This window comes from Rhizobium sp. BK008 (assembly GCF_014197345.1).
In the GTDB taxonomy this organism is placed as follows: domain Bacteria; phylum Pseudomonadota; class Alphaproteobacteria; order Rhizobiales; family Rhizobiaceae; genus Rhizobium; species Rhizobium anhuiense.
On the sequence record NZ_JACIFK010000008.1, the window covers coordinates 261192 to 276780 of the forward strand.

Genomic DNA, 15589 nt, shown 5'->3' on the forward strand with positions numbered 1-15589 from the left:
ACAAAGGCAACCGGCCTGCTTGTCACTGTGACAAGGTCACCTTGGCGGAGGACACCGTCGCCTCGATATGGTCGACCAACTGGTCGGCAAGACCGAGGCGGCCGGCGAGCAGATCGAGATAACCGCGCTCGGCGCGCGAATCCGGCTCGATGGTGAGCCGCGAGGCGGTGTAAAGTTCGACGCGCTGTTCTTCGGTCCTCGCCGCGGCCACCAGCGCATCGATATCCGTCGGCGAAGCGAGTTCGCGCTCGATGAAGGCCGCGGCCTCACCACTGACGTCGGCGGCCTTGACCTTGTCCATGATGAGGGCGCGTTCGGCATCGTCGATATGGCCGTCGGCCTTGGCGGCGGCGATCATCGCGCGGATCAGCACCAGCACGAATTCATTGCTGCCGGCAGGCGACGTCGGTCCGAAACCGGATTCGGCGGGCGGCGGCAAGAGAACCGGATTGTTGGCCGAGGGCGCATCCGAGGGGGCTGCGGGCGCCTGCCCCGCCTGGTAATTCTTGTAGGCCTGGTAGCCGAGGCCGGCAATGGCGGCAAGACCGCCGATCGCCAATGCATTGCCGGCAATACCCCGGCCGGTCTTGGTGCCGAGAAGCGCGGCTGCAATCGCGCCTGTCGCCAGCGGGTTGTTTTTAGCCGTCTGAACGGCGTCGCCCGCCCTGTCGCGGACCGAACCGCCGAGACCCGGCACCTGCGAACCCAAGAACTGGTCGAGAAGCTTCTTTGCGTCGAACATTCCTCGTCATCTCCCTGTTTGAAGCTGGAGAGGTACATAGGTTTGCGACGGGTGAAATACAAATTGAGGAGTGGGGATTATGCCCGAAGGCCGACCCCACCCCTACCGAAACTCAGGCCTTCAGTGCCGCCGCTTCTGCCGCGAGCCTGGTAATGCCAGCCCAGTCGCCGGCCGCGACCAGTTCCTTCGGCGCTACCCAGGAGCCGCCGACGCAGATGACGTTCGGCAGCGAGAGATAATCATTGGCGTTCCTCAGCGAAATGCCGCCGGTCGGGCAAAACAGCGTGCCGGCGAGCGGTGAAGAGAGCGCCTTCAGCAAGGCCGCGCCACCGGCCTGCTCCGCCGGGAAGAATTTCAACACTTGGTAGCCTTCTTCGCGCAAAGCCATCACTTCGCTGGCGGTCGCAGCCCCCGGAAGCAACGGCACATCGGAGTCGGCAGCGGCATCGAGCAGTTCCTGTGTCGTACCCGGGCTGACGATGAACTTCGAACCGGCCTCCACGGCGGCTTGCCAATGGGCGGCATTCAGGATCGTGCCGGCGCCGACTTCGGCGCCCTCGACCTCGGCTGCGACGGCGCGCACGGCATCGAGTGCCGCCGGCGTGCGCATGGTGATCTCGATCGCCTTCAGGCCGCCCGCGACGAGCGCCCGGGCCAGCGATACCGCCGACTTGGCATCGTCGACGATCAAGACCGGAACGACCGGCTGGAGTTTCAGGATGGAAAGGAGCTTTTCTGTTTTCTCGCCCATGGTCGTGCGACTTCCTTGAAACGATTGAATTCGGATCCCGAATAACGCCCCCGCCGACCCTTGTCGAGATAAAACCAGACCATATGACAAGATGGGTAGGAAATGCGTGGAAATTGGTCTACCGTGCCGCAATCGTCACAAAAGGTTCACCGATATGGCGAAAGAGATCGAGCGGAAGTTTCTTGTACGCAGCGATGGATGGCGTTCCGCCGTCGAGACGAAGTCTGTTCTCCGGCAGGGTTACATCGCTTCGATGGACGACCGTTCCGTCCGGGTGCGCATCCTCGACGACAGGAAAGCGAAGCTGACGATCAAGATCGGCCGCAGCACGATTACCCGCGACGAATTCGAATACGACATCCCGATCGCCGATGCCAAAGAGCTGCTGCAGAATGCGATCGGCATCGTCATCGAGAAGACGCGCTACCGCGTTCCACATCAGGGTTTCGTCTGGGAGGTCGACGTCTTTACTGGCGAGCATCGTGGGCTTGTCATCGCCGAGGTGGAGATGACGGCGGAAACCGACAATCCGGCCCTACCCAGCTGGCTTGGCCGCGAGGTGACCGGCGATTTCCGCTATTCCAACCAGGCCCTTGCCACAGAATATGAGCACGACAGGCATGGCCTATCGCATTCGGCCTGACGCCGATTTCACGAACGCGTTCCGCAGCGTCGCGACACAGCAGCTGGAACGTGCCATTACGCTTGTCGAGGAACGGCCGGACGGCACCGATGAGGCAATCCATTCCTTCCGCAAGAGCCTGAAACGACTGCGCTCGCTCTACCGCCTCGTTCGTCGCAAGGTGCCGGATTTCCAGGCCCAGGAAAACACGAGGCTGCGCGATGCCGCAGTGTCGCTTTCGGCGATCCGCGACGCTGCCGCCCTCATCGGCACCGCACAATATCTCCAACAATCAGCCCGGGGGAACGAGGAAAGCGAGGCGCTCGGCCGCATCGTCACTGTTCTCGAAGGACGCCGTGACTGGATGGCCGAAGCCGAAAGCGGCCTGGAGCAGCGGCTGACGGAAACCTCTGCCGTCCTGACGGCGGCGATCGCAGCCCTGGATAAAGTGTCCTTCGACGGCAGCCACCGCAAGAATGCCCGCATGCTGGCAAAGAGCTGGCGCCGCACCGCGCGCAAGGCGAAGACCGCGCTTGCTGCCTGCCACGGCGAGGCATCGGCCGACGATTTCCACGATCTGCGCAAGCGCGCCTACGACTATCGGCTCTACCATGCTCTTCTGCGTGACGTCTGGCCGGGCGCGATGAAGGCCAAGCGCGATGCCGCCACGGAACTTGTCGAAGATCTCGGCCATATACACGATCTCGCCGTGCTCTCCGAACTGGTGGAGGCCGAACCGCAGCTCTTCACCCGCAACGACGATCTCGCACACCTGCTTGACGCCATCATCTTCCGCCAACAGGAAGACCGGCGGCAGGCGCTTGTCAAAGCCGAAATCGTCTTCACCGATGATCCCGACGAGGAAGCCGACCGCATCGAGCTTCTCTGGCTGGCCGCCGGGAATCGATAGGTGGCGACACCGGCAGTGCTTGCGAACGCTGCATTTCCGAATGCCTCAGCGCATCTGAAATATCATGGGCAAACCCATTGACCTCAACCAGTCTTGAGGTCCTAGCCTCCGGTGGTCGAACAAGCAAAGACCTGACGCTGCGAGGAAAAAATGACCGCCGAAAATGCCGCTATGCCGAAGGTGCTCGGACTCTACGAGACCCATCTGACCGTTGCCGATCTCAAGACCTCTACGGATTTCTACCGCGATGTCGTCGGGCTAGAGCCCGCAGCATCGTTCGAGGAGCGCAAAGTCACGTTCCTCTGGGTGGACGACCGGAAGACCGGCATGCTGGGCCTTTGGGAAACCGGAACCGGACCCTTGAAGATGCGGCTGCATATCGCCTTCCGCATGACCGCCGATAGTGTGCTGCAGGCTCCCGCCTTGCTCAAGGCAAAGGGCGTGGAGCCTCTCGGCTTTAACGGTGAACCGGCAACGGAACCGGTGGTTCTCGGCTGGATGCCGGCGCTGTCGATCTATTTCAAGGATCCGGACGGGCACTCGATCGAGTTCATCAGCATTCTCGACGCCATCCCCGACCGGAGTTTCGGCGTGCGGCCGTTTTCCGAATGGCAGGCGCGAGCGTAGTCCGCCACCTGTCGAAATCGCCTCTGGCGAAGGCAATTGCGTGGCCCGCCGATTTTCTGTATTTCCAGGCCTATGACCGACAGCCTCACACACACCAGCCCGTTCCTCGTGGCGGCCCTCTACCATTTCGTTTCCGTGCCGCGTTTTGCCAGCCTGCAGGCACCGCTGCAGGCGCTTTGCGAGGAAAACGGCGTCAAGGGAACGCTGCTTCTGGCGCATGAGGGCATCAACGGCACGATCGCCGGACCGGATGCCGGGATTGGCGCCGTGCTCTCCTTCCTGCGCGCCCAGGCGGAATTTTCGGGCCTGGAGCACAAGGAAAGCCGCGCCTCGAAAATGCCCTTCCTGCGCATGAAGGTGAAGTTGAAGAAGGAAATCGTCACCATGGGCGTCGAGGATATCGACCCCAACAAGGTGGTCGGTACCTATGTGGCCGCCAAGGACTGGAACGCGCTGATCTCCGATCCCGATACGATCGTCATCGACACCCGCAACGATTATGAGACGGCAATCGGCACCTTTCGCGGCGCGCTCGATCCGAAGACCAAGACCTTCCGTGAATTTCCGGATTGGGTGCGCAACAATCCCGGCCTGCACAACAAGCCGAAGGTCGCCATGTATTGCACCGGCGGCATACGCTGCGAGAAGGCCACGGCCTTCATGAAGGCTGAGGGCTTCGACGAGGTCTATCATCTGAAGGGCGGCATCCTGAAATATCTGGAGGAAGTGCCGCAGGAGGAAAGCCTCTGGGATGGCGCCTGCTTCGTCTTCGACGAGCGCGTCTCCGTCGAGCACGGGCTGACGGAAGGCGAACACAGGTTGTGCCATGCCTGCCGTAACCCGATCACATCAGAGGAGATCACCTCGCCGCTCTACGAGGAAGGCGTTTCCTGCAGCCACTGTTATCCCAAGCGCACGGAAGAAGACCGGCTGCGCTACCGTCAGCGGCAGCACCAGATCGCCCTCGCCAAAAAGCGCGGCCAGCGGCATATCGGCAGCTGAGCCGGATTCTGTGTGAATCAAATTTGCTTTCTGAAGATCAGGCCGCCGGTCAGGCTGCGCCGATACGACGCCGGCCTGTCGGCTCCGCTGCCCGTCGCTCGCTCAGCATCTTGGTGATGAGGTCTGCTGTAACAGGCTTTCCGAACAAATAGCCCTGCAGGCAGTCGCAGCCGAAAAGGCGCATGGCGATCGCCTGCTCCTCGGTCTCGATACCTTCGGCCGTCACCGGAATGTCGAGCGAACGGGCAAGCGCCACTGTCGCCTGCAGCATCTCGCGCTGGCGCTTATCCTCGTTGACGCCCATGACCAGCGAGCGGTCGATCTTGATGCGGTCGAAGCCGAACTGCCTGAGATAACCGATCGAGGAGAATCCAGAGCCGAAATCGTCAAGCGCCACCTTGACCCCCAGCCCCTTCAGCCGTTCGATCGACTGGCGGGTCCGCTGCGGATTCTGGATCATGTAGCCTTCGGTAATCTCGAGCGTGATGCGGCTGGCTTCGATCTCCGTCTGCTTCAGCACGTAACGCACATAGTCGCTGAAGGCGGGATTGCGGAACTGGCCGGGCGAGACGTTGACCGAAACGTTGAGTTCCGGCCATTGCTTGGCCGTCTCGCATGCCTTGCGCAGCACGAACAGGCCAAGCGATTCGATGAGGCCGCTGGTCTCCGCGATCGGGATGAACAGCTCGGGCGAAACAGGACCGTGGCCCGGGCGATTCCAGCGCACCAGTGCTTCGACGCCGGTCATCGCCTGGGTGGTCGCATCGATCAGCGGCTGGTAGGCGAGCGTCAGGTCACCGCTTTCGATGGCGATCCGGAGATCGAGTTCCAGCGCGTTGCGCTGCTCTCGATCCGCATCCATCGACGGATCGTAGAGCGTCATCCGCGCGCGGCCGGCCTCCTTCGCCTTGTACATGGCAAGATCGGAGCGGCGCACCAGCTCCTCCCGGCCGATCGAACCGAAGGGTGACATGGCGATGCCGATACTGGCCCCGACGACGACGACGCGGCGCCCGATCTCCAATGGCTCGACAAGAAAATCGAGGATCTGCTCGGCAAGCTGCAGTGCGGCGGCATTCTCGCTGTCGGAGAGAAAGGCGATCGCAAATTCATCGCCGCCAATGCGCGCCAGAACCGCATCCTGTGGAATGAGCACTTCGAGCCCGGCAGCGACCGCACGGATCAACTGGTCGCCGGTGCCGTGGCCATAGCTGTCATTGACTTCCTTGAAGCCATCGAGGTCGAGATAGAGGAGCAGCACGTTGCGCCTGGTCTGGCGTGCTTCGACGACAAAACGATCGACGGCGAGCCCGAGCCCGTCGCGATTGGAAAGGCCGCTCAGCCTGTCGCGCAACGCCTCCTCGCGGGCGCTGCCTTCCTCTGCCTTCAGGCGGCGGCCGGCAAGCAAGCCGATGACCAGCAGTACCGCGAAAAACAGTCCGACGAGGCCGAGCGCCTGGATGACCATCGGCCGCACCTGCGCATAGGCGATTTCGCCGGGTGAACGCGAGGTCCAGACGAGCTTGCCGAGCGTTGCCCCCGTCGGATCGACGATCGGGACGCGATAGTCGGCCGCAAAGCTGGGCGGCGCCAGCCTCAGCCCGCCAATGACATAGGTCTGGCCGAGAGCGGTCACCCTGTCGTCATCGAGGTGGCGGGCGAAAACGAGATAGCGGTGCTGGCCGGCGGGCACGTCAAGCGCACCGGACTTCTTCCGAACCAATGCCACGCCGACAGCGGCAATGCCCCGCTTGGTGGTGACGAAACCGACCGCTTGAGGACGATCTGCCGGGCCGGCCGCCTTCACCGTGTCGAGCAGGGTCCAGAGCGACGGCGCGAAGAAATCCGTGAGCGGCTCCTCCATCGGTTTGCCGTCGCGATAGGCGATGATCGCCTTCTTCGCGTCATCGATGACGATCGCCATGTCGAACAGCGAGCTGTTGAGCGACATCTCGCCGTAATTGCTCACCGTCCAGTCCATACCGTCAGGCGCGTAGACGTTGACGGCAGCGTCGTCCCAGGCGGCATAATCGTCGAGTGTCGCGCCGAGCTGATCCTCGAAAGTCTTCACCGCGCCGATCGTCGTTTCGCGCGAGCGCTCGTCATCGAGGAGATTGGCATTTTCGGCCACGCGTTCAAGCGCCGTCAGCACCATGATGGTGACGACGGCGACGACGACCGCGAAGGAGAAAAGCACGCCGGTGACGGCGATGTGGCGGCCTATTCCCGATCCCTTGCTTTGCGACTTTCCGACTGTCTGCATTACGACTCCCTGACCGTTAGACTTTGCCAGTCAAGGGTTCAAAAACGTTTAAGCAACCGCCTGTTGTACGTTTCTGACAATCTATTTTTATGCGTGCCGTCGGCCGCCGTGACATTGACGGCAGGCAGTGTCAGCTTGCCGTGCCGGCCGGTAGTTCGAGTTCAAGAGGCGCCTTATCAACTGCCCGCGCGAGGAATGGCGCTAACCCGCTTTGTAATTGCCCTTCGGGAATTGAGCCGCAAGGTCGCGATACCATTTGCCGCTCTTCTTCACCGTGCGCTGCTGGGTCTCGTAATCGACGTGTACGAGGCCGAAGCGCATGCGGTAGCCTTCCGCCCATTCGAAATTGTCCATCAGGCTCCAGGCGAAATAACCGCGCAGGGGATAGCCGTCCTTGATGAGGTTGGCGACGACATCGAGGTGCTCACCGACATAGTCGAGGCGCATCGCGTCATCGACCTCGCCATCGACGACATCGGTGTTGTCGCAGGCACCGTTCTCGGTGATGTAGCATTCCGGCAGTTCGTAGCGGCGGTAGAGGTCCTCGACGGAGAGCTTCAGGCCCGGCGCATAGATTTCCCAGCCAATATCGGTCTTGACGTCGCTTGCCGGCGGCGCCTCCACCGTCCAGGGGAAATCGCCTTTGCGATCGGCATCATCAGTGACTCGCTCGGGCTTGTAATAGTTCAGGCCCCACCAGTCGAGTTTCTGGCTGATGAGCTTCATGTCGCCATCTTCGATGACGGGCATGCGGTCGCCGAGCGCTTCGACGAATTCCTTCGGATATTCGCCCTTGAAGACAGGATCGAAGAAGGCGCCGTTGTGGAACTGATGCGCACGCTCGCCGGCGGCAAGATCGGCGGGGCTGTCGGAGCCAGGGATGATCGAGGCGGCGTTGAGCACGAGCCCGACAGGCACATCAGGGGCTTCCGAGCGGATCGCCTCGACGCCGAGGCCATGGGCAAGGTTCATGTAGTGCATGGCGTGAAGGGCGGCCTGCATGTTGCGCTCGCCCGGAGCATGGATGCCGTAAAGGTGGCTCAGCCAGACGATGCACCAGGGTTCGTTGAAGGTCGCGACGGCATCGAGGCGGTCGCCAAGGCGGTTCATCACCGTCTTGGCATAGCGGTGATAGGCATAGGCGGTCGAGCGCGCCGTCCAGCCGCCGTCGCCGGCGAGCAGCAGAGGCAGGTCCCAGTGGTAGAGCGTCGCAAAGGTCTTGATCCCCCGCGCCTTGCAACCGTCGACCAGCCGGTCGTAGAAATCGAGGCCGGCCTCGTTCACCGGACCCGTGCCGTCGGGGATAATGCGCGGCCAGGCAATGGAGAACCGGTAGGCTTCGACGCCCATATCCTTGATGAGATCGAGATCCTGCTCCAGGCGATTGTAGTGATCGCAGGCAACGTCGCCATTATGGCGATGATAGACGCGACCCGGCATATTGCAGAAGGCATCCCAGATGGACGGCTTGCGGCCGTCTGCCTTGCTGGCGCCTTCGATCTGGAAGGCGGCGGTGGCAACGCCGAAAGTGAAATCGCCTGGAAAGCGGTCTGCGAGTTTTTTCGGATCGATCATCTGTAAATCCCGTTCTCGGCGTGTGGGTGAACCGTTTGGGTTCGGATTTAGCCAAGCCGAAAAGCAAAGTACAGGCCCGGACGCAGAAAAACTGCAACGTTACAGTACGGCCGCGAAGCGGCGGCGACTGCAGTATTCGGTCGCCCTGACCTGCGGCACTTTCCGGCGCGGACTGCTCCCATAACGTGAACGTCAGAAGTCGTGACTTGCCGGCGCGCCCGCGATCGTTGCACAGCCAAGACATCACAAACAGGAAAGGAATCCAATGCTTTCTTCGATCCATCTGCTGCAGCCGCATCTGTTGAGCTTGCTGCGCATCATCTCCTCACTTGTGCTTTTTAGCTACGGAACGCAGAAGATTTTGCATTTTCCGGTTGCGGCAAGCGTGCCTCCCGTCGGCTCGCTGTCCTGGGTTGCCGGTCTTCTCGAACTCACCCTCGGCTTCCTGGTGCTGGTCGGATTCCAGACCCGTATCGCCGCCTTCGTGCTCTCGGGCCTGATGGCCTTCGCCTATTTCATCGGGCATGCGTCGAAGGGCATCTATCCCGCGCAGAACGGCGGCGTCGCGGCAATCCTGTTCTGCTTCGTATTTCTTTATCTGGTGGCGGCAGGCGCCGGACCCTTGAGCGTCGACAACCTGCTGAAGCGTGGCCGCACGGCTGCGGCCTGATCGAGAATAAACAAAAACGCCGAGGCGACTCGAGCCCGCCTCGGCGTTTTTCATTGAGTGACTGGGAACGTTAAATTCAGACCTTGACCCAGGCGCCGTTCTTCTTCGAAGATGCGACGCAAGCCTCGACGAAGGCCACGCCCTTCACGCCGTCATCGACCGTCGGGTAGACCACCGCCTTGTCGACAGCTTTGCCCTTCTTGCGGGCGTTGATGGCATGCGCCGCTTCCGTATAGATCGTCGCAAAGGCTTCGAGATAGCCCTCCGGATGCCCTGACGGCACGCGCGAGACACGGCCGGCAGCCGCGCCCGAACCGGCACCGCCCCGGGTGATCAGCCGCTTCGGCTCGCCGAAAGGCGTGTACCAGAGATAGTTCGGGTCCTTCTGGGTCCATTCCAGTCCGCCCTTGGTGCCGTAGACGCGCACCATCAGGCCGTTTTCATGGCCGGGCGCCACCTGGCTGCACCAGAGCATGCCCTTGGCCGGCTTCTCCGACCCCTTCGCCTTGAAGCGCAGCAAGACATGGGCGTTGTCATCCAGCCGGCGGCCCGGGACGAAGCTGTCGAGATCGGCGGCAAGGCTGTCGAGTTCCAGGCCCGATATGAAGGCGGCAAGATTATAGGCATGCGTGCCGATATCGCCTGTGGACCCACCGACGCCGGATTGCGCCGGATCGGTGCGCCAGGCGGCCTGTTTCTGGCCGGTCTGCTCGACCGCTTCCGTCAGCCAGTCCTGCGGATATTCGGCCTGAACGACTCTTATATCGCCGAGTTCGCCGTTCGCGATCATCGCGCGCGCCTGGCGGACCATCGGATAACCGGTGTAATTATGCGTCAGCACGAATAGCGCACCGCTCTCGTCGGCGATCTTCTTCAGCTTCTTCGCATCGGCCAGGTTTGACGTCAGCGGCTTATCGCAGATGACATGGATGCCGCGTCTCAGGAATTCCTTGGCCGCATCGTAATGCACATGGTTCGGCGTCACGATCGCCACCGCCTCGATGCCGTTCTTCAGCTTCGCCTCGCGGATCGCCATCTCGCGATAGCTGGAATAGGTCCGCGACGGATCGAGGCCGAGGTCGCGGCCGGACTGCACGGCCTTCTCGGGCGTCGACGACAGCGCGCCGGCGATGAGATCGTACTGATCGTCGATGCGCGCAGCGATACGGTGCACGGCGCCGATAAACGCGCCCGCGCCGCCGCCCACCATGCCGAGCCGGATGCGCGGCTCGCGTGTCTGTTCGGATGATGCTTCGATTGCCATTAATTCCTCCTGAAATTTAAACTTGGTGCGGACGCATGCCCCTCATCCGGCTGCCGCCACCTTCTCCCCGTAAACGGGGCGAAGGGGATATGCCGCGATGTTTACGCCCATCTCGACGGCTGGTGCGGCAACTCCCCTCTCCCCGTTTACGGGGAGAGGGTTAGGGTGAGGGGCACCCACCAGATGCCCTGTTTTAGGAAAGCCCCAGCATCCGCCGGTTCGCCGCCTGATCCGTGCCGCTGCCGGCGAAATCGTCGAAGGCTTTCTCGGTGACGCGGATGATATGGGCGGCCACGAATTCGGCGCCTTCGCGGGCACCGTCTTCCGGATGCTTCAGCGCACATTCCCATTCGACCACGGCCCAGCCGTCGAAATTATTGGCGGTCATCTTCGAGAACACCGCACCGAAATCGACCTGGCCGTCGCCGAGCGAGCGGAACCGGCCGGCGCGTTCCACCCAGCCCTGATAGCCGCCGTAGACCCCCTGGCGCCCGGTCGGATTGAACTCCGCATCCTTGACGTGGAACATCTTGATGCGGTCCTTGTAGATGTCGATGTTGTCGAGATAATCCAGGCACTGCAGGACGTAGTGCGAGGGGTCATAGAGCATGTTGGCGCGCGGATGGTTCTTCACGCGCTCCAGGAACATCTCGAAGGTGATCCCGTCATGCAGGTCTTCACCGGGATGGATCTCGTAGCAGACGTCGATGCCGTTTTCGTCCGCATGGTTGAGGATCGGCGTCCAGCGGCGGGCGAGTTCGTCGAAGGCCGTTTCGACCAGACCGGCAGGGCGCTGCGGCCAGGGATAGATGAACGGCCAGGCAAGCGCGCCGGAGAAGGTCGCATGCGCCTTGAGGCCGAGATTTTTGGATGCCGTCAGCGCCATCTTGACCTGCTCGACAGCCCATTCCTGGCGCGCCTTCGGATTGCCGCGCACCTCCGGTGCCGCGAACCCGTCGAAGGCTTCGTCATAGGCCGGATGAACGGCGACGAGCTGGCCCTGCAGATGGGTGGAGAGTTCGGTGATCTCGATGCCGTTTTCGCGCGCCTTGCCGGCGAATTCGTCGCAATAATCCTTCGACGTGGCAGCCTTCTTCAGATCGATCAGCTGACTGGCCCAGGTCGGCACCTGGACACCCTTATAGCCGATGTCGGCCGCCCATTTGGTGATGGCGTCCCAGGAGTTGAAAGGGGCAGTATCGCCCGCGAACTGGCCAAGAAAAAGGCCCGGGCCCTTGATCGTCTTCATGTCAGATTCCTCCCTGAATATGGACCGTAAACGTTTCTGAAGTGTTGTAGCACGCTATTTTGCGGGCGCAAGGCGCCTCCTCGCCCTTGCCAGCGGATTTGGCGCAAAGCCATATGCGGTATGGCCGCGAGCTAATCATGATGGGCTTTGGCGGGCAAGAGGTACGTGCAGCATTTTCGGCCGCACACTGTGTGGAAGCATTAAAAATGCGCCCATCCTTACGAATGGGCGCATGTCTCCAATCGATGGATCAGAACGGCGAATCCGGGAAGTAGAAGTCCTTGGCATTTTCCTTGGTGACGAGCGTCGCGTCGAGGATATAGCTGCCGTGAACCGGGACCTGATCGTAAAGGGCTGCCGCCGTCAGTTCCATCGCCGTGCCGACCATTGCCGGCGGATAGAGGACGTCGACCGGGATCAGCTTATCCCCGTCCATGACCTTCTTGACCATATCCTTGGAGCCGGCACCGGCGACAACATATTTGATGTCGGTGCGCTTGGCCTGCTCGATCGCCTGCAGAACGCCGACGGCCATGTCGTCGTCCTGGCACCAGACGACGTCGATCTTCTGGTACTTCGTCAGGTAGTCCTGCATGACCTTGAAGGCATCGTCGCGGTTCCAGTTGCCGTACTGGCGGTCGAGAACCTTGACGTTCGAGCCGGCAATGCCCTTGTCGAAACCGTCCTGGCGCTGCTGGTCGATCGGGATCGGCAGACCGCGGATGATGACCACTTCGGCATCAGGCGTGTTGTCCTTGATGTATTTGCCGGCGACTTCGCCGAGAGCCGGGTTGTTGCCGGCGACATAGAGGTCGCGCACGGAATTGTCGTTGTTGCTCGGCGCACGGTCGACGAGGGCGACAAACTTGCCCTTGCCCTTGACTTCCTTGATGGCGTTGACGAGCGGATCCGGATCCGACGGCAGGATGACGAGGGCGTCGATGCCTTGCGTATCGAGATCCTGCACGGCGTTCGCCTGGCTGGCGGCATCCGGCGAGGTCTTGACGATGACGTTGAGACCGGGATGTTCGGCCATCAGCAGCTTGGCGACGCGCTCGGCATGGAACACCACGCCCGAAGTCCAGCCGTGGTCGGCCGCCGGAATGGAGACGCCGATGGTGAATTTCTTGTCCTGGGCGTGAGCGGCGCCGGCGAACGTCACCGCCGCAACCGCGAGACCCAACATCAATCTACGCATGCTATTTCCTCCCACTAACTTCAGGGACTTTTCCATATCGGGACCGGACGCCCTGTCAGCCCGGTCAATTCATGATTTGCGCACCAGCGAGCGCTGGACGAACATGGCAATGATGATGATCGCACCCTGGATGGCGCCGATCAGATATTCGCTGATGAAATTCGAAAGCAGCATGATGTTGCCGACGAGTTCGAGAATAAAGGCGCCGCAGATCGTGCCCCAGACCCTGCCCGCGCCGCCCTTGAGCGCCGTGCCGCCGACGACGACGGCGGTGATCGCCTGCAGCTCCCACAGGATGCCCGTCGTCGCCGAGGTCGAGCCGAGACGCGGAACGTAGAGCAGCACGGCAATGGCTACGCACAGTCCCTGGATGACGAAAGCAATCGTCCTGACGCGGTTGACCGCGATGCCCGAATAGCGGGCGACATCGCTGTTCGATCCCACTGCGACGACATGGCGCCCGTAGCGGGTGCGATAGAGGATGAAGGCTGCAACCGCCGTCACCGCCAGGATCACCACGATCGGTATCGGCACGCCGGCGATATTGCCGAAATAGGCAGGACGATAGAGCGTCTGGATATCGGCGGAGCGAAGCGTGATGGCGCCGCCCTGCGACAGCCATGTCGTCAGGCCGCGATAGATGCCCATCGTGCCGAGCGTCGCGATGAACGGCTCGATCTTGCCCACTGTGGTGATCAGGCCGTTTGCCAGGCCGCAGAGCGCGCCGGCGACGATGGTGAAGGCGACCGCGACCGTCAGCATCAAAGCCGGGTTTTCGACGGCGCCCGAATTCATCAGCAGGATCATCAGGCTGGCGACGAAGGCCACCATGGAGCCCACAGACAGATCGAGGTCGCCCGCTGATATCACGAAGGTCGCGCCGACCGCGATGATGGCGATGAAGGCGCTACGCGTCGCGACATTGGCAAGGTTGGTGATGCCGATGAAATTGGGATTGACCAGGGCTCCGACGATCAGGAGCAGGGCCAGGGCGACAAAGGGCGCGACCGCACGCAGGTCGACATCCCGCCAGGATCGGCGCCGGATTTCCCTGGTCTCCTCGTTGACACTCATTTCCAAAACCAACCTCCCGTCCCATATTTTCTGGGCATCTTATCTGTCGTCCTGATCGGCGAAGCCCTGCTTCAGCCTCAGGCGGCCGCCTTCTTCTTGAGCCCGGCGGCGTAACGCATGATCTCCTGCTCGGAAATCTCGTCTCCTTCGAGCATGCCGACGATACGCCCTTCGCGCATCACCGCCACTCTGGTGCAGAGACCGATAACCTCCGGCATCTCCGACGACACGACGATGATCGACCGCCCGTCCCGGGCGAGCGCCGAAATGAAATGATAGATTTGCTGCTTGGTGCCGACATCGATGCCGCGCGTCGGCTCGTCGATGATGATGATATCAGGATCGGTCTCCATGACCTTGGCCAGCAGCAGCTTCTGCTGGTTCCCGCCCGACATGCGCCCGGCGACGATATTGCCGTCGCGAACCCTGATGTCGAAGCGGCGTTTGGCCTTTGCCATGGCGGCCGCCTCGCTTCCCGGGCTGAGATAGCCGTGACGCGCATGCCTTCCGAGCGATTGCAGCGTCAGATTGGTCACCATGCCGGAGCGCAGCAGCAGGCCCTTCGACTTGCGGTCCTTGGTCATATAGGCGAGCCCGCAGCGATTGGCGGCATGCACGTCGCCGGAGGGAACCGTTTCGCCCTTGATGACCACCTCGCCCTCGAGACGGGTCCGCAATCCGGCGATCGCTTCCATCAGTTCGGTGCGGCCGGAGCCGATCATGCCGGAGAAACCGATAATTTCGCCCTTGCGCACCTCGAAACTCGCATCCTTCACATAACCGGTCGACACCGAATCGACGCTGAGAACGACCTCCTCGTCGATATCGGGCTCGACCTTGGCGGGATAGAGGCTGGAAAGTTCGCGGCCGACCATCAGCTGGGCGATCGATTCCCCGTCCAGAATGGACGTCGGCGACGTCTTGATCCATTGGCCGTCGCGCAGCACGGTGACGCGGTCGGTCAATTCCATCACCTCGTCGAGCTTGTGGGACACGAAGACGAAGCTCGTGCCCTGGTCGCGCAGCTTGCGAACCTGCTTGAAGAGCATGCTGGTCTCTTCCCGCGACAGCACCGCGGTTGGCTCGTCCATGAACACCACCCGCGCATCGCGGCTGATCGCCTTGGCGATTTCGACCATCTGCTTGTCGGCGATGGAAAGCGTGCTGATCAATGCGTTCTCGTCGACATGCGAACCGAGCACGTCGAGAACCTTGCGGGTCTCCGACCGCATATATTTGCGGTCGAGCACACCGAAGCGCGTGACTTCTCGCCCGAGGAAGAGGCTCTCCGTTACGGTCAGGTGGTCGGCGAGGTTGAATTCCTGGTGAATGATGACGATGCCGAGCGCCTCGGCAGCACCATTGGGCGGCAGGACGACGGGCTTGCCGTCGAGCAGGATCTCGCCGGAACTCGGCTGTTCGAAACCGGACAATACCTTGACAAGCGTGGATTTGCCGGCCCCGTTTTCACCCATCAGGGCATGGATTTCGCCGGCGCGAAGATCGAAGTTCACGCTGAAGAGGACCTGCACCCCACTGAAGGATTTGCATATGCGCCTGGCGGACAGCACCACGGGTGCGGTGTCGGCGGCTTCCACGGTCATCTGATCCTCCCCAAAGCGGCTCTCCATCCGCTCTGGAC

General features: G+C 61.8%; 14 protein-coding genes. 5 read left to right on the plus strand and 9 right to left on the minus strand.

Going from position 1 to position 15589, the window contains the following annotated elements:
• Window positions 1-22 precede the first annotated feature (22 nt).
• Both FHT69_RS27245 and FHT69_RS27250 read right to left on the minus strand, forming a co-directional pair.
• Complete coding sequence (locus FHT69_RS27245; protein ID WP_183906205.1) at window positions 23-742, minus strand: tellurite resistance TerB family protein; 720 nt, start codon at window positions 740-742, stop codon at window positions 23-25.
• A gap of 112 nt (window positions 743-854) precedes the next feature.
• On the minus strand, window positions 855-1493 hold the full coding sequence (locus tag FHT69_RS27250) for a 2-dehydro-3-deoxy-phosphogluconate aldolase (RefSeq protein ID WP_183906206.1): 639 nt from the start codon (window positions 1491-1493) through the stop codon (window positions 855-857).
• Between the two features lie 154 nt (window positions 1494-1647).
• Between FHT69_RS27250 and FHT69_RS27255 the strand changes: the two genes are divergently transcribed.
• The 4 genes from FHT69_RS27255 (at window position 1648) to FHT69_RS27270 (ending at window position 4654) form a co-directional block, all read left to right on the plus strand.
• Entirely contained in the window at window positions 1648-2136 is a 489-nt protein-coding gene (locus FHT69_RS27255; protein WP_047616306.1) for a CYTH domain-containing protein, read from the plus strand.
• Entirely contained in the window at window positions 2114-3025 is a 912-nt protein-coding gene (locus tag FHT69_RS27260) for a CHAD domain-containing protein (RefSeq protein ID WP_183906207.1), read from the plus strand. Before FHT69_RS27255 ends, FHT69_RS27260 begins: the two co-directional genes overlap by 23 nt.
• A 150-nt stretch (window positions 3026-3175) precedes the next feature.
• Window positions 3176-3652, plus strand: a complete 477-nt coding sequence (locus FHT69_RS27265; protein ID WP_047616302.1) for a VOC family protein — start codon at window positions 3176-3178, stop codon at window positions 3650-3652.
• 72 nt (window positions 3653-3724) lie between these two features.
• Entirely contained in the window at window positions 3725-4654 is a 930-nt protein-coding gene (locus FHT69_RS27270) for a rhodanese-related sulfurtransferase (RefSeq protein ID WP_063475296.1), read from the plus strand.
• A 49-nt stretch (window positions 4655-4703) separates the two neighbouring features.
• Here FHT69_RS27270 and FHT69_RS27275 read toward each other — a convergent pair whose 3' ends face one another.
• A complete protein-coding gene (locus FHT69_RS27275) occupies window positions 4704-6917 on the minus strand; it encodes a putative bifunctional diguanylate cyclase/phosphodiesterase (protein WP_183906208.1) in 2214 nt (737 codons plus the stop codon).
• A gap of 201 nt (window positions 6918-7118) precedes the next feature.
• Window positions 7119-8492: a GH1 family beta-glucosidase gene (locus tag FHT69_RS27280; protein WP_183904145.1), complete on the minus strand. Its 1374-nt coding sequence runs from the start codon at window positions 8490-8492 to the stop codon at window positions 7119-7121.
• A 265-nt stretch (window positions 8493-8757) separates the two neighbouring features.
• On the opposite strand from FHT69_RS27280, the gene FHT69_RS27285 reads away from it, so the two are divergent.
• On the plus strand, window positions 8758-9162 hold the full coding sequence (locus tag FHT69_RS27285) for a DoxX family protein (protein ID WP_127430723.1): 405 nt from the start codon (window positions 8758-8760) through the stop codon (window positions 9160-9162).
• A gap of 76 nt (window positions 9163-9238) precedes the next feature.
• Here the strand turns inward: FHT69_RS27285 and FHT69_RS27290 are convergent, their stop codons facing one another.
• The 5 genes from FHT69_RS27290 to FHT69_RS27310 form a co-directional block, all read right to left on the minus strand.
• Window positions 9239-10426, minus strand: coding sequence for a Gfo/Idh/MocA family protein (locus tag FHT69_RS27290; RefSeq protein WP_127430722.1), 1188 nt, complete (start codon window positions 10424-10426; stop codon window positions 9239-9241).
• Between the two features lie 193 nt (window positions 10427-10619).
• Window positions 10620-11675, minus strand: coding sequence for a sugar phosphate isomerase/epimerase family protein (locus FHT69_RS27295; RefSeq protein WP_062939707.1), 1056 nt, complete (start codon window positions 11673-11675; stop codon window positions 10620-10622).
• Between the two features lie 250 nt (window positions 11676-11925).
• A complete protein-coding gene (locus tag FHT69_RS27300) occupies window positions 11926-12873 on the minus strand; it encodes a substrate-binding domain-containing protein (RefSeq protein ID WP_063475293.1) in 948 nt (315 codons plus the stop codon).
• A 69-nt stretch (window positions 12874-12942) separates the two neighbouring features.
• Entirely contained in the window at window positions 12943-13947 is a 1005-nt protein-coding gene (locus tag FHT69_RS27305) for an ABC transporter permease (protein ID WP_047616285.1), read from the minus strand.
• Between the two features lie 77 nt (window positions 13948-14024).
• On the minus strand, window positions 14025-15551 hold the full coding sequence (locus FHT69_RS27310) for a sugar ABC transporter ATP-binding protein (protein ID WP_063475292.1): 1527 nt from the start codon (window positions 15549-15551) through the stop codon (window positions 14025-14027).
• Between the last annotated feature and the right edge of the window lie 38 nt (window positions 15552-15589).